The organism is Pseudomonas sp. (genome assembly GCF_049590575.1).
GTDB lineage: Bacteria > Pseudomonadota > Gammaproteobacteria > Pseudomonadales > Pseudomonadaceae > Aquipseudomonas.
This window is the reverse complement of sequence record NZ_JBAWDE010000032.1, coordinates 1-19,327: the sequence shown is the minus strand read 5'-3', so window position 1 is coordinate 19,327 and position 19,327 is coordinate 1. Positions and strand designations below refer to the sequence as shown.

20 protein-coding genes are annotated in these 19,327 nt (G+C 62.6%); 17 read left to right on the top strand and 3 right to left on the bottom strand.

Going from position 1 to position 19,327, the window contains the following annotated elements; all coding sequences use genetic code 11:
- Positions 1 to 49: 49 nt before the first annotated feature.
- Positions 50 to 1,132 carry an LLM class flavin-dependent oxidoreductase gene (locus WBR57_RS02770; protein ID WP_424081898.1) on the bottom strand — a complete coding sequence of 361 codons (1,083 nt, stop codon included), beginning with the start codon at positions 1,130 to 1,132 and terminating at the stop codon, positions 50 to 52.
- Positions 1,133 to 1,413: 281 nt separating this feature from the next.
- On the opposite strand from WBR57_RS02770, the gene WBR57_RS02765 reads away from it, so the two are divergent.
- Positions 1,414 to 2,034 (top strand): hypothetical protein, encoded by a 621-nt coding sequence (locus tag WBR57_RS02765; protein ID WP_424081897.1) that lies wholly within the window; start codon positions 1,414 to 1,416, stop codon positions 2,032 to 2,034.
- Here the strand turns inward: WBR57_RS02765 and WBR57_RS02760 are convergent.
- Both WBR57_RS02760 and WBR57_RS02755 read right to left on the bottom strand, forming a co-directional pair.
- Positions 1,986 to 2,318 (bottom strand): hypothetical protein, encoded by a 333-nt coding sequence (locus WBR57_RS02760; protein ID WP_424081895.1) that lies wholly within the window; start codon positions 2,316 to 2,318, stop codon positions 1,986 to 1,988. The two genes, WBR57_RS02765 and WBR57_RS02760, sit on opposite strands and share 49 nt — an antisense overlap.
- The gene (locus WBR57_RS02755) at positions 2,315 to 2,623 is read right to left on the bottom strand and encodes a phosphomannomutase (RefSeq protein ID WP_424081893.1); all 309 of its coding nucleotides are present in this window, start codon (positions 2,621 to 2,623) and stop codon (positions 2,315 to 2,317) included. The genes WBR57_RS02760 and WBR57_RS02755 overlap by 4 nt, the downstream gene beginning before the upstream one ends.
- 229 nt (positions 2,624 to 2,852) lie before the next feature.
- Here WBR57_RS02755 and WBR57_RS02750 point away from each other — a divergent pair, with 229 nt between their 5' ends.
- From WBR57_RS02750 to WBR57_RS02675, 16 genes are all read left to right on the top strand, one after another.
- A complete protein-coding gene (locus tag WBR57_RS02750) occupies positions 2,853 to 3,293 on the top strand; it encodes a low molecular weight protein-tyrosine-phosphatase (protein ID WP_424081891.1) in 441 nt (146 codons plus the stop codon).
- A gap of 41 nt (positions 3,294 to 3,334) precedes the next feature.
- Positions 3,335 to 5,554: a polysaccharide biosynthesis tyrosine autokinase gene (locus tag WBR57_RS02745; RefSeq protein ID WP_424081889.1), complete on the top strand. Its 2,220-nt coding sequence runs from the start codon at positions 3,335 to 3,337 to the stop codon at positions 5,552 to 5,554.
- 24 nt (positions 5,555 to 5,578) lie between these two features.
- On the top strand, positions 5,579 to 6,874 hold the full coding sequence (locus WBR57_RS02740) for a hypothetical protein (protein ID WP_424081887.1): 1,296 nt from the start codon (positions 5,579 to 5,581) through the stop codon (positions 6,872 to 6,874).
- Positions 6,871 to 8,046, top strand: coding sequence for an O-antigen ligase family protein (locus tag WBR57_RS02735; RefSeq protein ID WP_424081885.1), 1,176 nt, complete (start codon positions 6,871 to 6,873; stop codon positions 8,044 to 8,046). Before WBR57_RS02740 ends, WBR57_RS02735 begins: the two co-directional genes overlap by 4 nt.
- The gene (locus WBR57_RS02730; protein ID WP_424081883.1) at positions 8,043 to 9,206 is read left to right on the top strand and encodes a polysaccharide pyruvyl transferase family protein; all 1,164 of its coding nucleotides are present in this window, start codon (positions 8,043 to 8,045) and stop codon (positions 9,204 to 9,206) included. The genes WBR57_RS02735 and WBR57_RS02730 overlap by 4 nt, the downstream gene beginning before the upstream one ends.
- A complete protein-coding gene (locus WBR57_RS02725) occupies positions 9,203 to 9,754 on the top strand; it encodes a putative colanic acid biosynthesis acetyltransferase (protein WP_424081882.1) in 552 nt (183 codons plus the stop codon). Before WBR57_RS02730 ends, WBR57_RS02725 begins: the two co-directional genes overlap by 4 nt.
- Positions 9,755 to 9,768: 14 nt before the next feature.
- The gene (locus WBR57_RS02720; RefSeq protein ID WP_424081880.1) at positions 9,769 to 10,728 is read left to right on the top strand and encodes a nitroreductase family protein; all 960 of its coding nucleotides are present in this window, start codon (positions 9,769 to 9,771) and stop codon (positions 10,726 to 10,728) included.
- A gap of 1 nt (position 10,729) precedes the next feature.
- Positions 10,730 to 11,665, top strand: coding sequence for a glycosyltransferase family 2 protein (locus WBR57_RS02715; protein ID WP_424081878.1), 936 nt, complete (start codon positions 10,730 to 10,732; stop codon positions 11,663 to 11,665).
- A 69-nt stretch (positions 11,666 to 11,734) separates the two neighbouring features.
- Positions 11,735 to 12,856: a GDP-mannose 4,6-dehydratase gene (gmd, locus tag WBR57_RS02710; protein ID WP_424081876.1), complete on the top strand. Its 1,122-nt coding sequence runs from the start codon at positions 11,735 to 11,737 to the stop codon at positions 12,854 to 12,856.
- 2 nt (positions 12,857 to 12,858) lie between these two features.
- Positions 12,859 to 13,836: a GDP-L-fucose synthase gene (gene fcl, locus WBR57_RS02705; protein ID WP_424081874.1), complete on the top strand. Its 978-nt coding sequence runs from the start codon at positions 12,859 to 12,861 to the stop codon at positions 13,834 to 13,836.
- Positions 13,836 to 15,044, top strand: coding sequence for a glycosyltransferase WbuB (locus WBR57_RS02700; protein WP_424081872.1), 1,209 nt, complete (start codon positions 13,836 to 13,838; stop codon positions 15,042 to 15,044). Before fcl ends, WBR57_RS02700 begins: the two co-directional genes overlap by 1 nt.
- 5 nt (positions 15,045 to 15,049) lie before the next feature.
- Positions 15,050 to 15,508, top strand: coding sequence for a GDP-mannose mannosyl hydrolase (locus WBR57_RS02695; protein WP_424081870.1), 459 nt, complete (start codon positions 15,050 to 15,052; stop codon positions 15,506 to 15,508).
- A 23-nt stretch (positions 15,509 to 15,531) separates the two neighbouring features.
- Positions 15,532 to 16,941 (top strand): mannose-1-phosphate guanylyltransferase/mannose-6-phosphate isomerase, encoded by a 1,410-nt coding sequence (locus WBR57_RS02690; RefSeq protein WP_424081868.1) that lies wholly within the window; start codon positions 15,532 to 15,534, stop codon positions 16,939 to 16,941.
- A 180-nt stretch (positions 16,942 to 17,121) separates the two neighbouring features.
- Positions 17,122 to 17,361 (top strand): hypothetical protein, encoded by a 240-nt coding sequence (locus tag WBR57_RS02685; RefSeq protein ID WP_424081866.1) that lies wholly within the window; start codon positions 17,122 to 17,124, stop codon positions 17,359 to 17,361.
- Positions 17,362 to 17,449: 88 nt separating this feature from the next.
- Positions 17,450 to 18,562: a polysaccharide biosynthesis/export family protein gene (locus tag WBR57_RS02680; RefSeq protein WP_424081864.1), complete on the top strand. Its 1,113-nt coding sequence runs from the start codon at positions 17,450 to 17,452 to the stop codon at positions 18,560 to 18,562.
- Between the two features lie 12 nt (positions 18,563 to 18,574).
- Positions 18,575 to 19,228 (top strand): YjbF family lipoprotein, encoded by a 654-nt coding sequence (locus WBR57_RS02675; protein ID WP_424081862.1) that lies wholly within the window; start codon positions 18,575 to 18,577, stop codon positions 19,226 to 19,228.
- The last annotated feature ends 99 nt before the right edge of the window (positions 19,229 to 19,327 follow it).

The following is a 19,327-nucleotide window of genomic DNA, read 5'->3' as shown; positions in this document are numbered from 1 at the left end:
CACCGCTTTCGCGAGCAAGCCCGCTCCCACATTTGTTATGCGGTGTTGCTCAGGCCACTTGTTTGGCTTGCTCACGCTCGGCGATCAGTTGGCGGGTGAGGGGGATCAAGCGCTTGCCGTAATCAATCGCGTCATTGAGCGGGTCAAACCCACGGATCAGGAAGGTGGTGATACCGAGGTCGTAGTAATCCACCAGCGCCTCGGCGACCTGTTCGGCAGTGCCGACCAGTGAGGTCGAGTTGCCCTGCGCGCCGAGCAGCCCGGCAATCCCGGTCCACAGGCGCTTGTCCAGGCGCGAGCCTTGCGCTGCCGCGGCGAGCAACCGGCGCGAGCCTTCATTCGGCGGTTCACGCCGTACAAAGCCATTTTTCTCGGCGAGTGCGGTGGCTTGCTGCAGGATGTGCTCGGCACGCGCCCACGCCAGTTCTTCAGTCTCGGCAAGGATCGGCCGCAACGACAAACTGAAGCGAATCGTGCGCCCATGCTTGGCCGCTTCGGCACGCACCTGGGTCACGATTTCGCGCACTTGCTCATAGGTCTCACCCCACAGCGCATAGACATCGGCGTGCTTGCCCGCCACCTCGATTGCGGCCTTGGACGAGCCACCAAAATACAGCGGGATATGCGGCTGCTGCGGCGACTTCACCGTGGAGTACGCCCCCTCGACCTGGTAATAGGTGCCGGTAAAATCGAAGGGCTGCTCGCTGGTCCATTCCTGGCGCACCACGCTCAGGTATTCGTCGGTGCGCGCGTAGCGTTCGTCCTTGCCGATATGGCTGCCGTCGGCACGCAGTTCGCCGTCATCGCCACCGGTGATGATATGCACGGCGGTACGCCCACCGTTGAACACGTCCAGGGTGGTGAACTGGCGCGCAGCCAGGGTGGGTTGGGCAAAGCCGGGGCGGTGGGCGATCAAAAATTGCAGCTTGTGGGTGACGCTGGCGGCATGCGAAGCGATCAGCGTGCTGTCCGGGCTGTTGGAGTGAAACGCCACCAGGGCGCGGTCGAAACCGGCCTCTTCGTGGGCGCGGGCCACGGTTTCTACGTAGTCCGGTTGCAGGGTAGGGCCGCTGCGCGGGTGGATCTCGGACGCGTGATGGCCGCCGATATAGCCGATGAATTCAATGCTCATGGTCTGTCCTTGTCGAGTGCGGGTTTGACACCTCCACCGGGCATGGGGTCGGTTATTCGCCTCTAAAGTAGGGGCAAGGGCGAGGCCTGTGAAATGCCGATTGGTTCTAACCTAATTATTAAAAAAATGAATCATTATTGTAGTTATAGATGAATAAAGCGCATTTTAGCCATTCCCCCAGGCCAGCACCACAGCGCAAGCCTGACCGTCGATAACGTTGTAATTTCCCCGGGGCTGAGGTCTGATGGGCGCCGAAAACAGCGCCTTACAGGTTGATTCTCATGCGGGCAGAACTTGCGCACTATGGCGGTATTACCGTCATGATTCCGGCCGCCATCATCATTGCTGTCTGGTTAAGGTATTCCAACCCTTGGGCACTGAGGGCCTGGGCAATAACAGTGGCGGTCGCTTATTCGATTGTGGCGGTCAGCAAGTTGCTGTTTAAGGGCTGGGGGGTGTCCCTTCAATACTGGGACATTGCGGTATTAAGTGGGCACGCGATGAACACGTGCTTGATGCTCACCGTGGGCGTAAGCCTGGTGGCGCGCCAATATAAAAACGCGTGGCGTTGGCCGGCGGCGTTAGTGGGTTTAGTGTCCAGTGCCTGGTTCAGTGCTTATTGCGTCGCGCCGTATATCCACCCGCTGAATGAAGCACTGGCCGGTGCCGCGCTGGGGGCGATAGCGGCGGGCGCATTTCTGTGGCGCATCGAACCCGCACAGGTGCATGTCCCGCCGGCATTCATCGGCGCAGGCCTGGTGGTGGTGCTGGCCTGCGCACTGGTGCCCAAGTACAACGCCGAGTTGTTGCTCAACCGGGTTGCCGTCAGCCTGTCAGGTGCCGAACAGGCGCATCAGGAGCCTGCCTGGCGACTCGACGCGGCGCACAGCAAAGCCGAATAAGTCACCAGGTCCAGCGCCAGGTTGCTTTCCACCATCAGCTCCAGCAACACCGTCTGCGCGTTGAAGCGCCGCGCATCCCCACGGCGGCGCGCGTCCCTCATCTGCTTGAACAGACTGTGGGTGATCTGCCGGGCAGAGCTGCCGTGCAGACGGTCCAGCCAATGGCCAATCAACTGGGTATTGCGCTGGTACTGCTCGGCCGAGACCGGCTCGCCGAACCCTTCGAACATCCCGGTCAGTTTCCTCAGCGCATAACCGCGCTTCAAATCCCCCAGCAGGCTCACGGCCGTTCCTCGGTGCCACAGATATTGGCCAGCAATTCGGCAGTCTTGACCTGCATGAACTGGCTGTCTCCGCGGCTTTCCACGCACAGGCACACCGACAACGCATCACTGACCTGCAACTTGAAGCGCCAGTCGGCGAACACCATCGACAGGCCGCTGCAGGATTCGTTGCTGTCCAGGGAATTGTCGGCATACAACACCTGCATGCGCTCGACCACGCGGGTCGAGTTATTCACGTCGACATGAATATTTCCCGAAGAAGGAAATAGGCCAATACGCTCTACCAATAACTTTGAAGTGTTCATGGCCGTCCCTTCGCTATTGCATTCAGGCGGCACTTTATTATGCGCCCGTGAAAAAGTACCGGAATGTTATTTTTAGTCGGTTAGTTGCCGCGTTGTTATTTTTTGTCTTGCGCGATAGATAGTCGATGTTTACCGGCTGTGGTCATAATCAACCGCTCGTTAGTTGCTGGCTTTAAATAAGGTCGTCCCTTTTGCCGAAGAATAAGTGTGCGGTGCGTGGGAGGTTGCCTTGTTCAAAAAGATATTGATCGTGTGCATCGGCAACATCTGCCGCAGCCCGACGGCGGAACACTTGCTGGGCGTCGCGCTGGTGCCCTACGGGATCCAGGTGAGTTCGGCCGGCTTGGCAGCCTTGCGCGATCATCCGCTGGAGCCGACGGCCGGGCAGGTGCTGCAGGAGCACGGGCATGTGCCGCAGGCGCACAAGGCGCGCCAGCTTGACGCCGCCGCCGTGAGCGCAGCCGACCTGATCCTGGTGATGGAGCAGCGCCACATCGACGGTGTGCTCAAGCTGGCGCCCGAGGCCCGGGGCAAGGTGTTCCTGCTGGGCAAGTGGCAGCACGACCGCGAGATCACCGACCCCTATCGCCAGGGCAAGCCTGCCTTTGTGCAGGCCTATGCATTGATCGAACAGGCCGCACAGGCCTGGGCCCAGCGCCTGGCGCGCTGACGCTCTCTCTTAAAACGATTGCAAGGACGAAGACGCGATTTATGTATTCACCCCAGAACGCTTCCCCGGACAGCCCCCACCGTGACGAGATCGATGTGCTCGGCATGCTCGGCACCCTGATCGATCACAAATGGCTGATCGCAGCGATCACCGCCAGCTGCATGGTGATCGGCGCGGCCTACGCGATCCTCGCGGCGCCGGTGTACCAGGCGAACGCGCTGATCCAGGTGGAGCCGAAGAAGAACGACATGCTCGGGTTTTCCGATGTCAGCAGCCTGCTGGGCAAGGAATCGCCTGCGGTGACCGAGATCGAACTGATCAAGTCGCGCACCATTATTGGCAAGACCGTCGATACGCTGGCGCTGGATATCACTGTCACGCCCCAGCATTTCCCGTTGATCGGCGGCTTTCTCGCGCGACGTTATGCGCCAACGCAGCCGGGCGATATCGCGCCGCCGTTGTTCGGTTTCAGCCGCTATTCGGCGGGTGGCGAGCGCCTGGTGCTGGGCACCTTGAACCTGCCCGCCGGGTTGCTTGGCACCACGCTGGTGCTGGTCGCCGGCGAGGGCCAGGCCTATACCCTGTTTGATGAGGATGGCCAGCAGATCGCCGCTGGCCGTGTCGGTGAAGGGTTTTCCGCCGACGGGGTAGAAGTGTTGGTCAAGGAACTGCGGGCCAACCCCGGTGCGCGTTTCAAGGTGGTGCGCAAACCGCGCCTGGATGCGGTGGCCGATTACCAGGACTTGCTCACCGTGATCGAGCGCGGCAAGGAGTCGGGGATCATCAGCCTGTCCCTGGAGAGCACGCGGCCGGCCCTGGCGGTGCGCACGCTGAAGGAAATTTCCAGCCTGTATGTGAAGCAGAACGTCGACCGTACCTCGGCCGAGGCGGCGCAAAGTTTGTCGTTTCTCAATGATCAGCTGCCTCAGGTGCGACGTGACCTGGAGAAGGCCGAGAACGCCTTGAACCGCTTCCAGACGCGCAGCAAATCCATCGACATCAGCCTGGAGGCCAAGGCGGTGCTCGACCAGGTGGTGGCTCTGGACACCGGCATCTCCGAGCTCAAGCTGCAACAGGCCGAGATGGACCGCAAGTTCACCCCGCAGCACCCGGCCTACCGCGCCTTAATCGCCAAGCTGGCGGAACTGAATGCCAAGCAGGCGCAGATGACCAAGCGCGTCGAAGGCCTGCCCAGCACCCAACAGGAATTGCTCAGCCTGACGCGCGACGTACAGGTCGGCACCGAGATCTATACCCAGTTGCTCAACCGTTCCCAGGAGCTGGACGTGATGCGTGCCGGCACGGTGGGCAACGTGCGCCTGATCGACAGCGCCGACGCCAACCTGAGCAAACCGGTGGAGCCGCGCAAGGTGATCGTGGTGCTGCTGGCGATGCTGCTTGGCGGCATGCTCTCGGTCGGCCTGGTGCTGGTGCGCAGCTTGCTCAACCGTGGCCTGGAAAGCCCGGATGACATCGAAAAGCTCGGCCTGCCGGTGTACGCGTCGATTCCCTTCAGCCTGTTGCAAAAGGCCGAGGAAACCAACGCCTCGAAAAGCCGCTCGACGGCGCCGACCTTGCTGGCGATCAACCACCCCAGCGACCTGGTGATGGAGGCCATGCGCAGCCTGCGCACCAGCCTGCATTTCGCCATGCTCGAGTCCAAGAACAACCGGCTGATGATCACCGGCCCGAGCCCGGAGGTGGGCAAGACGTTTGTCTCGGCCAACCTGGCGGCAATCGTCGCGCAATCGGGCCAGCGTGTGCTGCTGATCGATGCGGACATGCGCAAGGGCTACTTGCACAAAATGCTCGGCAAGACCGTAGAGGCGGGCTTGTCCGACCTGCTGGTCAAGCGTTGCGACTTGCAGGAGGCGATTCATTCGACGGCGGTGGAGCGCTTCGATTTCATCGGGCGCGGGCAGATCCCGCCGAACCCATCGGAACTGCTGATGCACCCCAATTTTGCTGCGCTACTGGCCGAAGTCAGCGAGCGTTACGACCTGGTGATCATCGACACTCCGCCGTTGCTGGCGGTGACCGACGCCGCAATCGTGGGGCGCCAGGCCGGTACCAGCCTGCTGGTCACGCGTTTTGGGGTGAACTCGGCGAAGGAAATCGAGCTGACCCTGCGCCGCTTTCACCAGAACGGCATTGAGCTCAAGGGCGCGATTTTCAATGGTGTGCAGAAACGTCGTTCCGCCAGCTACGGCTATGGCGACTACGGCTATTACAGCTACGCCTACCAATCCGACAAGGCCTGATGCCCTATGGACAAGGTGCTTGAAATGCCCCGCTCGTTGGCGCGCCGTTTCCGCCTCAATGTGCTGAGCTATGGCTACACGCAACTGGTGACGCTGGCGGCGCAACTGGTGCTGGTGCCGTTTTTCCTGCAGGCCTGGGGCACGGGGCGCTACGCCGATTGGCTGGTGCTCACCGGTATCCCGTCGCTGCTCAGCCTGCTCGACCTGGGCGTGGCCCAGGCCTCGGCCACCAGTGCGACCTTGCGCGCCAGCCAGGGTGACGTGCCCGGCGCGCGCCGCAGTGTGCAGACCGCACTGGCGTTCACCCTGGCGCTGGTCGCGGTGGTCGTGGTCTTCGCCCTGACCCTGGGCCAGTGGCTCGACTGGGTGGCGCTGCTGGGGCTCAAGACCCTGACACCCGAACAGGCCAGCCTGGTGGTGCTATTCATGTCCGGCTACCTGTGCACGCGTTTGCTCGGCGGGCCGATCGACGCGTGGTTTCGCACCATCGACCGCACCGTCGGCGGGGTCTTCATCATGGCCAACCGCCGGACCCTGGATATCCTGCTGTCTATCAGCGTGCTGCTGCTCGGCGGCTCGGAGCTGCAATTGGCCCAGGGCATGTTTTTCAGCCAGGTGCTGTTCCTGGTGCTGGTGACGCTGTTTGTGCGGCGCATTTCACCCTGGCCGTTGCTGGGGCTGGCGTCGGCCTCCTGGGCCGAGTTTCGCGGCATCTGGAAGCCGGCGCTGGGGAGCGCGGCGATCCCGCTGGCGCAAGCCATCACCCTGCAGGGCGGTTTGCAGGTGCTCAACCAGATCGCCGGCCCGGCGGTGGTAGTCGGTTACACCATGGCGCGCACCCTGATGCGGCTGATCATCCAGTTGGGCATCACCTGCAGCAACGCGCTGACGCCGGAGATCTCGCGGCTGGCGGGGCGTGGCGAGTTCGAGCAGGCGCGGCGCTTTACCCAGCGCGCCAGCACCCTGGTGCTGGGCCTGTGCGTGCTGGTGTATGCCGCCGGGATCTGGGCCGGGCCGCACATCATCCTGCTGTGGAGCCACGGCCTGGTGCAGGTCGATCGCCTGTCCTTGGCGTTGATCGGCTCCCATACGATTTTGAACGTGGCCTGGTTCATCCTGGCGGCGATGCTGATTTCCACCAACCGCCACACCGGCACCTCGCTGATCTATGCCTTGAGCAGCCTGGCGGCCTTGCTGGCGTGGCTGGCAGGCAAGGAACACATCGACCCGCTGCTCGGCGCATCGCTGTTGTTGTCACTGCCGGAACTGGTGGTGTTGGTGTACCTGCGGCTGATTCGCGTGGTGGAGGTGGGCCCATGATGCTGTCCCAGGCGCGCCTCACGCTGTACGTGCCGCTGACGTTTTTCGCCTTGCCCCTGGCGCTCAGCAATAACCTGTCGCAGCCCTTGGCGCTGCTGCTGTTGCTGCCATTTGTGCTGTATGCGGCGCGCGGGTTCATGCGCGCCGCGCCGTTGCTGGCGCTGGTGATTGCGTCGAGTGTGCTGCAGGTACTGGTGAGCAGCGGGGCGAAAATTTCGCTGTACCAGTTCCTGCGTTCGGGCATTCCGTTTTTCTATTTTGTGCTGCTGCTGGCCGGGTACAGCTATGTGCTGGCGAATGTTGAAAAGATCGCCCGCGCCCACAGCTTCAACTACCGCCGCATCATCGAACGGGTGATTTATATCTTCGCCCTCGGGCAGTTGCTGCAAGTCAGCCTGTACGGCGTCGGCATCGACCTGACCAACGCGGCCTCCAAGTCCAGCGATGAAGTGGGGCGGATCATGTTGTTCCCCACCAGTTCGGCGGTGTTGCTGTTTTTCTATGCGTGCTGCCAGCGCAAGATCGGCTTGATGCTGATCCTGGCTGTCACGCTGCTGGCGGCAGGTTCCAAGACGATCCTCGCGGCCATGGCGGTGATGATCCTGTTGTCGGCCATCACCCAGCGCAAGCTCAAGTCGCTGGCCGTGTTGGTGGTCGCCATCGGCGCGCTGGGCACGCTGACGTTCTACGCCAGCCCCTTGGCGGTGTCGCGCTTTGCCACTTACCTGTTCGAGGAGAAAGGCGAGGACGTGACCCGCGCCTTCGAAATTTCCCATGCCAAGTCGTCGTTCCTGGAAAACCCGGCCACGGTGTTTCTCGGCAATGGCCTGGCCAAGCAGTTGACGCCCGGCGTGCCGACCAATGACGAGCGCTGGTTCGAGAACTCCAAGTTCGATATCGAGAATGGCTACTGGGGCGTGATCGCCAAGTTGGGCGTGGTCGGTGTGGCGCTGTTCGGCCTGCTGTTCAGCGGCTTGCCGCGCAGCCCCGTGTCGCTGGCGGTTATTGCGATCCTGCTGATTTTCTCGTTCAAGACCAGCTACCAGTTCTTCACCACCTTTGATGGCAGCTATTTGCTGGTGTGGTCGATGTTCATCGGCCTGCTGACTAAAACCGCGCCTGCCCGCCAAAGCGTTTTCCCTCACTATTTATCAAGACAGGCTGGATCATGAGCGCATCGGCACGCCCCGTCAGGGCCGGGATACTGACTTACCATTTCAGCGAAAACTTCGGCGCCGTGCTGCAAGCCTATGCGTTGCAGCGCTGGCTGCAGCAGCAGGGTTTGCAGGTGAGCCTGATCAACTATCACCCGGCCTACGTGGAGGATGGCAGCGAGCTGCGGCAACTGTTCAACCCGCGCCAGCTCAAGGCCAATCTCAAGGCCCTGTACCTCAAGGCCCTGGCCTTGAAAACCCAGGTGCTGGGGCCGAACGCACAGTCGCGGCAGTTCCAGGCGTTCAAGGCGCGCTTCCTGAATATCCAGGCGCCGCGTTATGCCAGTGCCGACCAACTCAACCAGGCTGTCGCCGGGCAACAGTTGCTGGTGGCGGGCAGCGACCAGATCTGGAATCCGTCGGGCCAGACCGGCCTGGACCCCGCGTATTTCCTGGCGTTTGACTGCGACAAGAAGATCCGGCGGATCTCCTACGCCGCGAGTTTCGGCAAGGAATACCTGGAGCCTGAGTACCACGCCCAGGCCGAGGGCCTGCTCAAGCAGTTGTCGGCGATCGGCGTGCGCGAGGAGAGCGGGGTGGGCATCGTGCAGCAGGTGGCAGGGCTGGCCGCGCAGTGCGTGCCTGACCCAACGCTGTTGCACCGCGACTATTCGGCGCTGCTCGCCACGGCGACCCAGACCCGCACCGGCCACGTGTTCTGCTATGCGTTGCGCACCGGCGTGGGTGTGCGTGAAGTGGCCCAGGCACTGTCGCGGCAGGTCGCCGGGCCGATTGTCTCGCCGTACAACGCGCACCGGCGCTGGCGGCAAATTGGCGAAACCGTGCAGGTGGGCCCGCAGGACTGGCTCAAGTTGCTCAAGGACAGCGCCTACGTGGTGACCAATTCCTTCCATGCCACGGTGTTCGCGATCATTTTCGAAAAGCCGTTTATCGCCGTGGGCCTGCCGGGCACCAAGGCCTCGCTGAACGCTCGGGTGCGCAACCTGCTGGAGAAGCTGGAATTGTCCCAGCGTTTCCTGCCGGCGGACGACGCTGATCACGTGCAGACGCTGATCGCCGCGCCCATCGACTGGGTGGCCGTACGCGCCCGGCGCCAGGCGCTGCAGCAGGTGGGTGAGCGCTACTTGCTCGAACAACTGGCGGCGCTCAAGCCATGAGCGACTTCGCGCAACTCAAGTATGTCGACACCTTGCCGCGCAGCGACAAGGCGCGGCGCCTGCTGTGGGGCATCGTCTACCAGCTGCTGTTTCGCCCCACGCCACGCTGGATGCTGCACGGCTGGCGGCGCTGGCTGCTGCGCTGCTTTGGCGCCAAGGTCGGCGTGGGCTGCCGTATCGCGCCCACGTGCAGCATCTGGGCGCCGTGGAACCTGGAGGTCGGCGACTACACCGCCATCGCCGACGGGGTGGACGTGTACGCCATGGCGAGGATCACCCTGGGCTCCAAAGTCACCGTCAGCCAGCGCTCGTTCCTGTGCACCGGCACCCATGACACGCGCAGCCTGCTGCGGCCCCTGGTGACCCGCGAGATTGTGATCAAGGACCACGTGTGGGTCGCCGCCGAAGCCTTTGTGCACCCCGGCTGCGTGCTGGAGGAGGGCTGCGTGGTTGGCGCACGGTCGGTGGTCACCGCCAGCCTGCCGGCCTGGATGATTTGCGTCGGTGCGCCGTGCCGCCCCCTCAAACCGAGAGACATCGCACTATGAAACAGGTGAAACGCATGATGGATAAGGCATGGAAGTTGATGTTGTTCGTCAGCGAGTTCTTTCGCGACATGCTCACGTTTATTCGCCACAACGGTTATTCGCCGTTGGAAAGCCGCAACAGGAAGCTGTTCTACAAAATCCTCATCGAAACCCATACGGTGGAGAAGGGCCTGTCCCTCAAGGAACCCAAACCGCTGTTCGGCAAGGACAAGATCAACGGCATCATCCAGATGCTCGACGCCTACGACCGTGACTATTCGGCGTTGCCGGTGGAGATGGCCCTCGGCGCTTTCCAGGGCTACCTCGAGCTGCATCGCACGCTGGGGCTGAGTGACGATTTTGTGCTTGGGCTGCAGGCCTATGTCGAGCGCCTCAAGCACGACGGTAACGCCGGCACGGGCGGGATCAAGCGTGCCGCGCCGTGGCTGGGCAATGGCGGGCTGGACGCCAAGGCGTTCCTGCAATCGCGCTCCAGTTGCCGCATGTTCCAGGCCGGCAAGATCGACCGCCACCTGCTGACGTCGCTGGTGGAACTGGCGCAAACCTCACCGTCGCAGTGCAACCGCCAATCGTCGCGGGTGCATGTGTACCAGGACCGCGCGGTGATCGCGCAGCTGCTCGACCTGCAGGGCGGCTCGCGCGGGTTTGCGCAGTCGGTGGACAACCTGTTCGTGGTCACCTCGGACGTCACCGCCTGGGGCGGCGCCGGCCAGCGTAACCAGCTGTATGTCGACGGCGCGCTGTTCTCGATGGGCCTGTTGCTGGCCTGCCACGCCAATGGCCTGGGTGCCTGCCCGCTGAACCTGGCGATCCTCAACTCGGTGGAAAAAAAGATCCGCAGCCTCGGCGCCATCCCGGCCAGCGAGCGTTTGATCATGATGATCGCCGTGGGGCTGCCTTTGGAAAGCCACTTCCGCGCCGCGCGTTCACCGCGCCGGCTGACCACTGAAGTCTTGCAACTGCACGGTGTTTGAGATGAAACGAGAAACCGTCAGTGTGGTGATTCTGACCTACAACGAAAGCCTGCACATCGCGCGGGCGATCGACTCGGCGCGGGCCTTCAGCGACGAAGTGCTGGTGGTGGATTCTTTCTCCACCGACGACACCTGCGAGATTGCCCGCCGCCACGGCGCGCTGGTGGTGCAGCACCCGTTCGTCAACCAGGCCAAGCAATTCCAGTGGGCGCTGGACCACTTGCCGATCACCGGCAATTGGACGATGCGCCTGGACGCCGACGAAATCATCGAAGCCGACCTCGCCGCGGCGATCAATACGCGCCTGCCGACGCTGGCCAGTGACATCACCGGGATCAACTTCAAGCGCAAACATATCTTCATGGGCCGCTGGGTCCGGCATGGCGGGCGCTACCCGTTGAAGATGCTGCGGCTGTGGCGCACCGGCCTGGGGCGCATGGAGGACCGCTGGATGGATGAGCACATCTCGGTGGCCGAGGGCCGCACCATCACCCTGGACGGCGGGTTCGCCGACCACAACCTGCATGACCTGACCTTCTTCACCCACAAGCACAACGGCTACGCGACCCGTGAAGCGATCGAAGTGCTTAACGCGCGGCTGGGGCTGTTTGCGATCCGCGATGAACTGCACACGGGGCAGAGTTCGTTGCAGGCCAGGACCAAGCGCCTGGTCAAGAACCGTTTGTACAACCGCGTGCCGTTCACCCTGAGTTCCACGGCGTATTTTCTCTGGCGCTACATCGTCCAGCTGGGGTTTCTCGATGGCCGCAGCGGCCTGGTCTATCACCTGCTCCAGGGCTATTGGTATCGCTTTCTGGTGGGCGCGAAAGTGCTCGAGCTGGAAACCGCGATTGCTCACTTAAACGATAAGGAAGCCATTGTCCGCGAACTTTCAAAGTTGACCGGCCATAACTTGAACCTGCCCACACCGAAGTAACTGAGCGTTTCCAACAAACACCCACGTTTGGGTGTCGGCCTTCGCTCGCCTATCAATTGGGAGACAGACATGAATAAAGTTGCGCTTATTACCGGGATTACCGGTCAGGATGGCTCGTACCTGGCGGAGCTGCTGCTGGAAAAAGGCTATACCGTGCACGGCCTCAAGCGGCGTTCATCGTCGTTCAATACGCAGCGCATCGATCATATTTACCAGGACCCCCAAGCCCTGCATAAAAACCTGATCCTGCACTATGGCGACCTGGCCGATTCATCGAACCTGACGCGGATCATCCAGCAGATCCAGCCCGACGAAATCTACAACCTCGGCGCCCAGTCCCACGTGGCGGTGAGTTTCGATTCGCCGGAGTACACCGCCGATGTGGATGCCCTGGGCACCTTGCGCATCCTTGAAGCGATCCGCCTGCTGGGCCTGGAAAAGAAGACCCGTTTCTACCAGGCCTCGACCTCCGAGCTGTACGGGCTGGTGCAGCAAACCCCGCAAAAGGAAACCACGCCGTTTTACCCGCGCTCACCCTACGCGGTGGCCAAGCTGTACGCCTACTGGATCACCGTGAATTTCCGCGAAGCCTATGGGCTTTACGCGTGCAACGGCATCCTGTTCAACCACGAATCGCCGCGTCGCGGTGAAACCTTCGTGACGCGCAAGATCACCCGCGCCCTGACCCATATCGCCCTGGGCCTGGAGCAATGCCTGTACATGGGCAACATGGACGCCTTGCGCGACTGGGGCCACGCCAAGGACTACGTGCGCATGCAGTGGATGATGCTGCAACAGGACAGCCCCGAGGACTTCGTGATCGCCACCGGCGTGCAGTATTCGGTGCGTGACTTCATTCGCTGGTCGGCGGCGGAACTGGGGCTGAGCCTGCGCTTTGTCGGCGCAGGCGTGGAGGAAGTGGCGGTAGTCGAGCACGTAAACGGCGACCTCGCGCCGGGCATCCTGGTCGGCGATGTGATTGTGCGCGTGGACCCGCGCTACTTCCGCCCGGCCGAAGTCGAGACGTTGTTGGGCGACCCGTCCAAGGCCAAGCGCATTTTAGGGTGGGTGCCTGAGATCAGCGCGCAGGAGATGTGCGCGGAGATGGTCCGCGAAGACCTGAAAATCGCCCAGCGCCACGCGTTGTTGCGCCTGCACGGGCACGACGCACCGATTGCCGTGGAGAATTGAGCATGGCTCGTGATCTGGATGCGCGGGTGTTTGTCGCCGGCCATCGCGGCATGGTCGGTTCGGCCATCGCCCGTCGGCTGTGGGCCCTGGGGTATACGCAGGTGCTCACCGCCGGCCGCGATGAGCTCGACCTGCTCGACCCGGCGGCGGTGCACGCGTACTTCGCCAAGCAGCGGGTGGACCAGGTGTACCTGGCGGCCGCCAAGGTCGGCGGGATTCATGCAAACGCGACGTACCCGGCGGATTTCATCTACCAGAACCTGATGATCCAGGCCAACGTGATCCACGCCGCCCACAGCCATGGCGTGGAGAAACTGCTGTTCCTCGGCTCATCCTGCATCTACCCGGTGCATGCGCCGCAACCGATGATCGAAGCGGTGTTGCTCGACGGCGCGCTGGAGCCGACCAACGAACCCTACGCGGTGGCCAAGATCGCCGGCATCAAGTTGTGCGAGAGCTATAACCGCCAGCATGGCCGGGATTACCGCAGCGTGATGCCCACCAACCTGTATGGGCCCGGCGACAACTACCACCCCGAGAACAGCCATGTGATCGCCGCGTTGCTGCGGCGTTTCCATGAGGCGACGCAGCGCGGCGATCAGGAAGTGGTGATCTGGGGCAGCGGCACGCCTCGGCGTGAGTTCCTGCACGTCGACGATATGGCCGCGGCCAGCGTGCATGTGATGGAGCTGAGCCCCGAGCGATACCGCGAGCAGACCCAGCCGATGCGCTCGCACTTGAACGTCGGCACCGGCGTCGATTGCACCATCGCCGAGCTGGCGCAGGCGCTGGTGCGGGTTACCGGCTTCCAGGGCCGCTTGCGCTTTGATGCGAGCAAGCCCGACGGCGCACCGCGCAAGCTGCTGGATGTGAGCCGCATCAATGCCCTCGGCTGGGAAGCCTACGTGCCGCTGGAGGAGGGCCTGCGCGATGCCTACAACGCCTACCTCGCGGCTCTCGAACGACCGCGGGGCCAGTGATGAAGATCCTCTTGTATGGCATCAATTACAGCCCGGAGCTCACGGGCATCGGCAAGTACAGCGGTGAGCAGGCGCGCTGGCTGGCAGGCCAGGGGCATGATGTGCGGGTGGTCACGGCGCCGCCGTATTACCCGCAGTGGCGGGTGGGCGAAGGCTACTCGGCGTGGCGCTACCGCACCGAGCAGGACCATGGCGTCACGGTGATTCGCTGCCCGCTGTATGTGCCGCGCCAACCCGGCGCGCTGACCCGGCTGCTGCACCTGATGAGCTTTTCCGCCAGCTCATCGCTGGCCGTGCTCGGGCAACTGCGCTGGAAGCCGGACCTGGTGATGCTGGTGGTGCCCACACTGTTCTGCGCGCCGCAGGCGTTGCTGTTGGCCAGGCTCAGTGGCGCGCGTTCGGTGCTGCATATCCAGGATTACGAAGTGGATGCGATGTTCGGGCTGGGCATCGGCGGCGGTTCGCTGTTGCGCCGCGTTGCCTTCGGGATTGAACGCTGGCTGCTGCGGCGGTTTGACCGGGTGTCGACGATTTCCAGCGGCATGCTCGACAAGGCCCGTGGCAAAGGCGTGCAGGGCAAGCGGCTGATGTTTTTTCCGAACTGGTCGGAGACCGCGCGTTTTCGCCAGGTGCCGCGCAGCCACGCGCTGCTCGAACGCCTGGGGGTGCCGGCCGGGGCACGGGTGGTGTTGTACTCGGGCAACATCGGCGAAAAGCAGGGCCTGGAACTGATCCTCGATGCCGCCCAGGCGCATGTCGACCTCAAGGATCTGGTGTTCTTGATTGTCGGCCAGGGCACCGGCAAGGCGCGCCTGCTGGACCGCGTCCAGCGCGACGGCTTGCGCAACGTGCTGTTTGCGCCGTTGCAGGCCTATGAAGATTTACCGGCACTGCTGGCCTCGGCCGACGCGCATTTGGTGATCCAGAAGCGCGGGGTGGCGGACGCGGTGCTGCCTTCCAAGTTGACCAACATTCTGGCGGTGGGCGGCAACGCCATCATCACCGCCGACCCCGACACCACCCTCGGCCGCCTGTGCATGGAACACCCGGGGATTGCGCTGTTGATCGAGCCGGAGTCGGCCGCGGCGCTGAACGCAGGGATCCAGCGCGTGCTGGGATTGCCGGCGCGCAATCAGGTGGCGTTGAGCTACGCCAAGGAGTTCCTCGACAAGGAACGCATTCTGCAACGTTTTCTGGCACAGGTTTGACGGGTATGTGGCTTGATTTACCAACCTTCCACACGGTAGTGGCATCGACGCCCCTGGTGGCGATTGACCTGGTGGTGAGAAACAGCCGCGGCGATGCGTTGCTGGGCTTGCGGGTCAACCGGCCGGCCTACGGTTTCTGGTTTGTGCCCGGCGGGCGCATCCAGAAGAACGAAAGCCTGGACGGCGCTTTCCGGCGCATCAGCCGCGATGAACTCGGACGCTCTTTCGAGCGTGCCAGCGCGCGCCTGCTAGGGGTGTTCGAGCACTTCTACGATGACAGCGTATTTGCCAACGTCGGCGCCGGGCCGGACACCCATTACGTGGTGCTCAGCTACTGCCTCGAGCTTGCCGACGATCAGCCATTGCAGCCGCCCACGGCGCAACACCAGCAGTACCGCTGGTGGCCCCAGGATGAGCTGCGTTTCAGCCCCCGGGTGCATGAAAACACCCGTGCCTATTTCTGACTCACTCTCCCGAGGACGCTTGCATGTTATTACCAGTGATCATGGCGGGAGGGTCGGGGTCGCGCCTGTGGCCGCTCTCACGGCAGCTCAACCCCAAACAGTTCCTGCGCCTGACCGACGCGCACCTGTCGATGCTGCAACAGACCATCACCCGACTGGAAGGCGCCAACATCGCCGTGCCGCAATTGATCTGCAACGAACAGCACCGTTTTCTGGTGGCGGAACAATTGCGTCAGCTGGGCATGGAGCAGGCGAGCATCCTGCTCGAACCGGTCGGGCGCAACACCGCGCCGGCCATCGCGCTGGCCGCGTGTAAAGCGCTGGCCGACGGCCAGGACCCGATCCTGCTGGTGCTGGCGGCAGACCACCTGATCGAGGATGTCCCGGCGTTCCATGCCAGCCTTGAAGTGGCGCTGCCGCTGGCGCGCGACGGCAAGCTGGTGACCTTCGGCATCCGCCCCACCAGCGCCCACACCGGCTACGGTTATCTCGAGCAAGGTGAGGCGGTGGGCGAGGGTGGTTATCGGGTCGAGCGCTTTGTCGAAAAACCCGATGCGACGACCGCCGCGGCATATGCGGCCAGCGGCGCGTATTACTGGAACAGCGGCATGTTCATGTTCCGTGCCAGCCGTTACCTGGAGGAGCTGGAGCGTTTTCAGCCGGCGATCCTCGAAGCCTGCCGCGTGGCGCTGGAAGGCGGCAGCCAGGATCAGCCGTTCACCCGCGTGCACGCCGCCACGTTTGCCGCCTGCCCGGACGACTCCATCGACTATGCCGTGATGGAAAAAACCAGTGCCGCGGTGATGGTGCCGTTGCACGCCGGCTGGAGCGATATCGGCTCGTGGTCGGCGCTGTGGGAGGCCAGCGCAAAGGACGCCAGCGGCAACGTCATACGTGGCGATGGCCTGGCGCTGGACACGCGCAACACTTACCTGCACGCCGACAGCCGACTGGTGGCCACGGTCGGCGTGCAAGACCTGATCATCGTCGAGACCAAGGACGCGGTGCTGGTGGCGCACAAGGACCAGGTGCAGCAGGTCAAGGCCATCGTCGATCAACTCAAGCAGGCCGGGCGCCATGAACACCTCAACCACCGCGAGGTGTACCGGCCCTGGGGCATGTACGACTCGGTGGACAATGGCCAGCGGTACCAGGTCAAGCGCATCACGGTGAAGCCAGGGGCCAAGTTGTCGGTGCAGATGCACCACCACCGCGCCGAGCATTGGATCGTGGTCAGCGGTACGGCGCGGGTTACCAATGGCGAGCAGACGTACCTGGTCTCGGAAAACCAGTCGACCTATATCCCGATCGGCCAGGTGCACGCGCTGGAGAACCCCGGGGTGATCCCGTTGGAGTTGATCGAGGTGCAGTCGGGTTCTTATCTGGGCGAAGACGATATTGTGCGCTTTGAAGATAAATACGGCAGGGCCTGACGTTTTCCGACAATTAATAACGTTTTAAATAACAGCACGGCGCGCAATGTATTGAGGGCCGGGCGCTTTGTCGACAAAACGTTATATTCAGTGGGTGCGCGTAACTTTCAGGCGTCTGGTGCCGGGTTTAGTTGAATGGCACTATCGGCCTGACTACTCAATGACGATAAGGAGTCTGTTATGAGAAAACCACTGGCTATTATTGTGCTCAGTATCTTGAGTACATCGGCCCTGGCCGCCGAGTTGCCGTTGGGGCTCGACACCGCCGTGGTGGGTTCTGTGACCGTCGGGGAAACCCTGTTGGTCGGCAGCGCCATTATCGCCGGCGTGGCGGCAGCCTCCAACAGCGGTGGCAGTTCCAACGGTGGCACGACCACCGGCACCACGGGCACCACGGGTACTACAGGTACCGGCAACTAAGTTGTAAACCTTCCGCTTTTAAGGCCGCTTGGAATCCCCGCCCAAGTGGTCTTTTTTTCTTGTCGATTATCACGAGTGTCCTAGCACTATGATGCGTATTTTTTCTGTGGCGGCCGTGGCCGCGGCATTGTTGCAAGGTTGCATGTTTGCCCCGGGCCAATATATGGACACTGCCGCGCTGACCGAGGAGGGCGGGTCTGAAAGTAGTCGCGTGGATTTAATTCCGATTACCCCAAAGTTATTGGCGATGGACGCCGCCACGCACGTGCCTTATTCGATTCCGGCCGAACTTGTCAGTTATAAACCGGGGCCGTATTTGATCGGCGCCAATGACGCGTTGTATATCACCGTCTGGGATCACCCCGAATTGACCGCACCGTCTGGCCCGCAACAGCAGATCGACGCCAACGGGCGGCTGGTCAGCCCCGACGGCAATCTGTTTTACCCCTACGTGGGCGAAGTGGTTGCCAAGGGCCGCTCGATTGAAGCGTTGCGCGCCGAGATCACCGACAAGCTGCGCCAATACATCGACAGCCCCCAAGTGGACGTCAGCGTACTGCGCTTTGCCAGCCAGAAAGTGGTGATTACCGGTGCGGTGATCAAGGCCGGCCCGGTGCCGATCACCACCATCGCGATGAATGTGACGGAAGCGCTGGGTGTCGCCGGGATCGACCCCCTCAATGCCGACCTGTCGAACCTGACACTCACCCGTGGCGGCAAGCGTTACAGCCTCGACCTGGACACCCTCAACCTAGAGCCTTCGCGCCTGAACGAGATCTACCTCAAGGACGGCGACCAGCTGTACCTGGCCTACAACGACCGCAAGCGCATCTATGTGATGGGCGAAGTCATGCAGCCTCGCGCCTTGAGCTTCAAGACCCGCAGCATGAACCTCTCCGACGTGCTCGGCTCGGTGGGCGGGGTCAACCAGAACACCTCCAACGCCGACGCCATCTACGTGATTCGCGGCGCACAGAACATCGACGTGGAACCGGCCAAGGTGTACCAGCTGGAAGCCGCGTCCCCCTCGGCCATGGCCCTGGCCACGCGCTTTGATGTGCAGCCCCAGGACGTGGTGTTTGTGGGCCCGGCGAATATCACGCGCTGGAACCGCTTTATCAGCCAGTTAGTGCCGTCCGCTTCGATCATCGGCATTGGCGCATCGACCCAGAACAACCTGAGCGAAGCTAGCAGCCGATAAGGTGGGACCTGTGTGAACAGTCTGAAAATCGCTACTTACGCGGGGTTCGCGTGGTTGTTGAGTGGCTGCAATCCGCTGATGACAGCTTCACTCGATACCTTCAAGGCCGCGGTCTCCGGGCCTGCACCACTGGTGTTGAGCCAGGCCCAGGTGGATGCCGTGCCCTTTCCCCAGATCAAGGTCAAGACGGTGTCCAGCGAAGGGGTGATGGCGTTGATTCGCCAGCGCGGCGACCTGCAGTTCTGGGTGGCCTCGGGCAAGCAAGTGCTGCTGCTGCGCAACGGCCTGGTGGTGCGCACGGTCGGCCTGGGCGCCGACCTGGATGGCACGCGCTGGCAAGGTCAGTCGCCGTTCCAGCAGGGGCTGCACCGGGTGCCGGATGGCTACCGCAGCACGCGGCAGATCGATCTGCTGGGCGGTTATCGCCTGGGGGTTACGGTCACCAGCCGCATCACCCGCCAGGGCATCGAAACCCTTGAAATCCTGGATAAGCCCTATGCCTTGCTGCGGGTCGACGAAGACGTCGAGGCCGCAGGGTTTCGCGCGCGCAACCGTTACTGGGTCGACCCCGACGACGGCTTTATCGTGCGCAGCGAACAGCACCTCACACCCAACCTGACCCTGACCATCACCCAGCTGCAACCGACCCGCAAGGACGCGCCATGATCGTCAAACAACTCGGGGCGCTGGCCCTGGCATGGGGCTGTACCCAGGGCTGCCTGGCCGCGACCGCGACGGTCAGCGGCCAGGTGCAGACACCGGGCG

Coding starts and splice junctions, on each gene's coding strand:
- WBR57_RS02770 (WP_424081898.1), bottom strand. CDS start 1,132: ATGAGCATTGAATTCATCGGCTATATCGGCGGCCATCACGCGTCCGAG.
- WBR57_RS02765 (WP_424081897.1), top strand. CDS start 1,414: ATGCGGGCAGAACTTGCGCACTATGGCGGTATTACCGTCATGATTCCG.
- WBR57_RS02755 (WP_424081893.1), bottom strand. CDS start 2,623: ATGAACACTTCAAAGTTATTGGTAGAGCGTATTGGCCTATTTCCTTCT.
- WBR57_RS02745 (WP_424081889.1), top strand. CDS start 3,335: ATGTATTCACCCCAGAACGCTTCCCCGGACAGCCCCCACCGTGACGAG.
- WBR57_RS02740 (WP_424081887.1), top strand. CDS start 5,579: ATGCCCCGCTCGTTGGCGCGCCGTTTCCGCCTCAATGTGCTGAGCTAT.
- WBR57_RS02735 (WP_424081885.1), top strand. CDS start 6,871: ATGATGCTGTCCCAGGCGCGCCTCACGCTGTACGTGCCGCTGACGTTT.
- WBR57_RS02730 (WP_424081883.1), top strand. CDS start 8,043: ATGAGCGCATCGGCACGCCCCGTCAGGGCCGGGATACTGACTTACCAT.
- WBR57_RS02725 (WP_424081882.1), top strand. CDS start 9,203: ATGAGCGACTTCGCGCAACTCAAGTATGTCGACACCTTGCCGCGCAGC.
- WBR57_RS02720 (WP_424081880.1), top strand. CDS start 9,769: ATGATGGATAAGGCATGGAAGTTGATGTTGTTCGTCAGCGAGTTCTTT.
- WBR57_RS02715 (WP_424081878.1), top strand. CDS start 10,730: ATGAAACGAGAAACCGTCAGTGTGGTGATTCTGACCTACAACGAAAGC.
- gmd (WP_424081876.1), top strand. CDS start 11,735: ATGAATAAAGTTGCGCTTATTACCGGGATTACCGGTCAGGATGGCTCG.
- fcl (WP_424081874.1), top strand. CDS start 12,859: ATGGCTCGTGATCTGGATGCGCGGGTGTTTGTCGCCGGCCATCGCGGC.
- WBR57_RS02700 (WP_424081872.1), top strand. CDS start 13,836: ATGAAGATCCTCTTGTATGGCATCAATTACAGCCCGGAGCTCACGGGC.
- WBR57_RS02695 (WP_424081870.1), top strand. CDS start 15,050: ATGTGGCTTGATTTACCAACCTTCCACACGGTAGTGGCATCGACGCCC.
- WBR57_RS02690 (WP_424081868.1), top strand. CDS start 15,532: ATGTTATTACCAGTGATCATGGCGGGAGGGTCGGGGTCGCGCCTGTGG.
- WBR57_RS02685 (WP_424081866.1), top strand. CDS start 17,122: ATGAGAAAACCACTGGCTATTATTGTGCTCAGTATCTTGAGTACATCG.
- WBR57_RS02680 (WP_424081864.1), top strand. CDS start 17,450: ATGATGCGTATTTTTTCTGTGGCGGCCGTGGCCGCGGCATTGTTGCAA.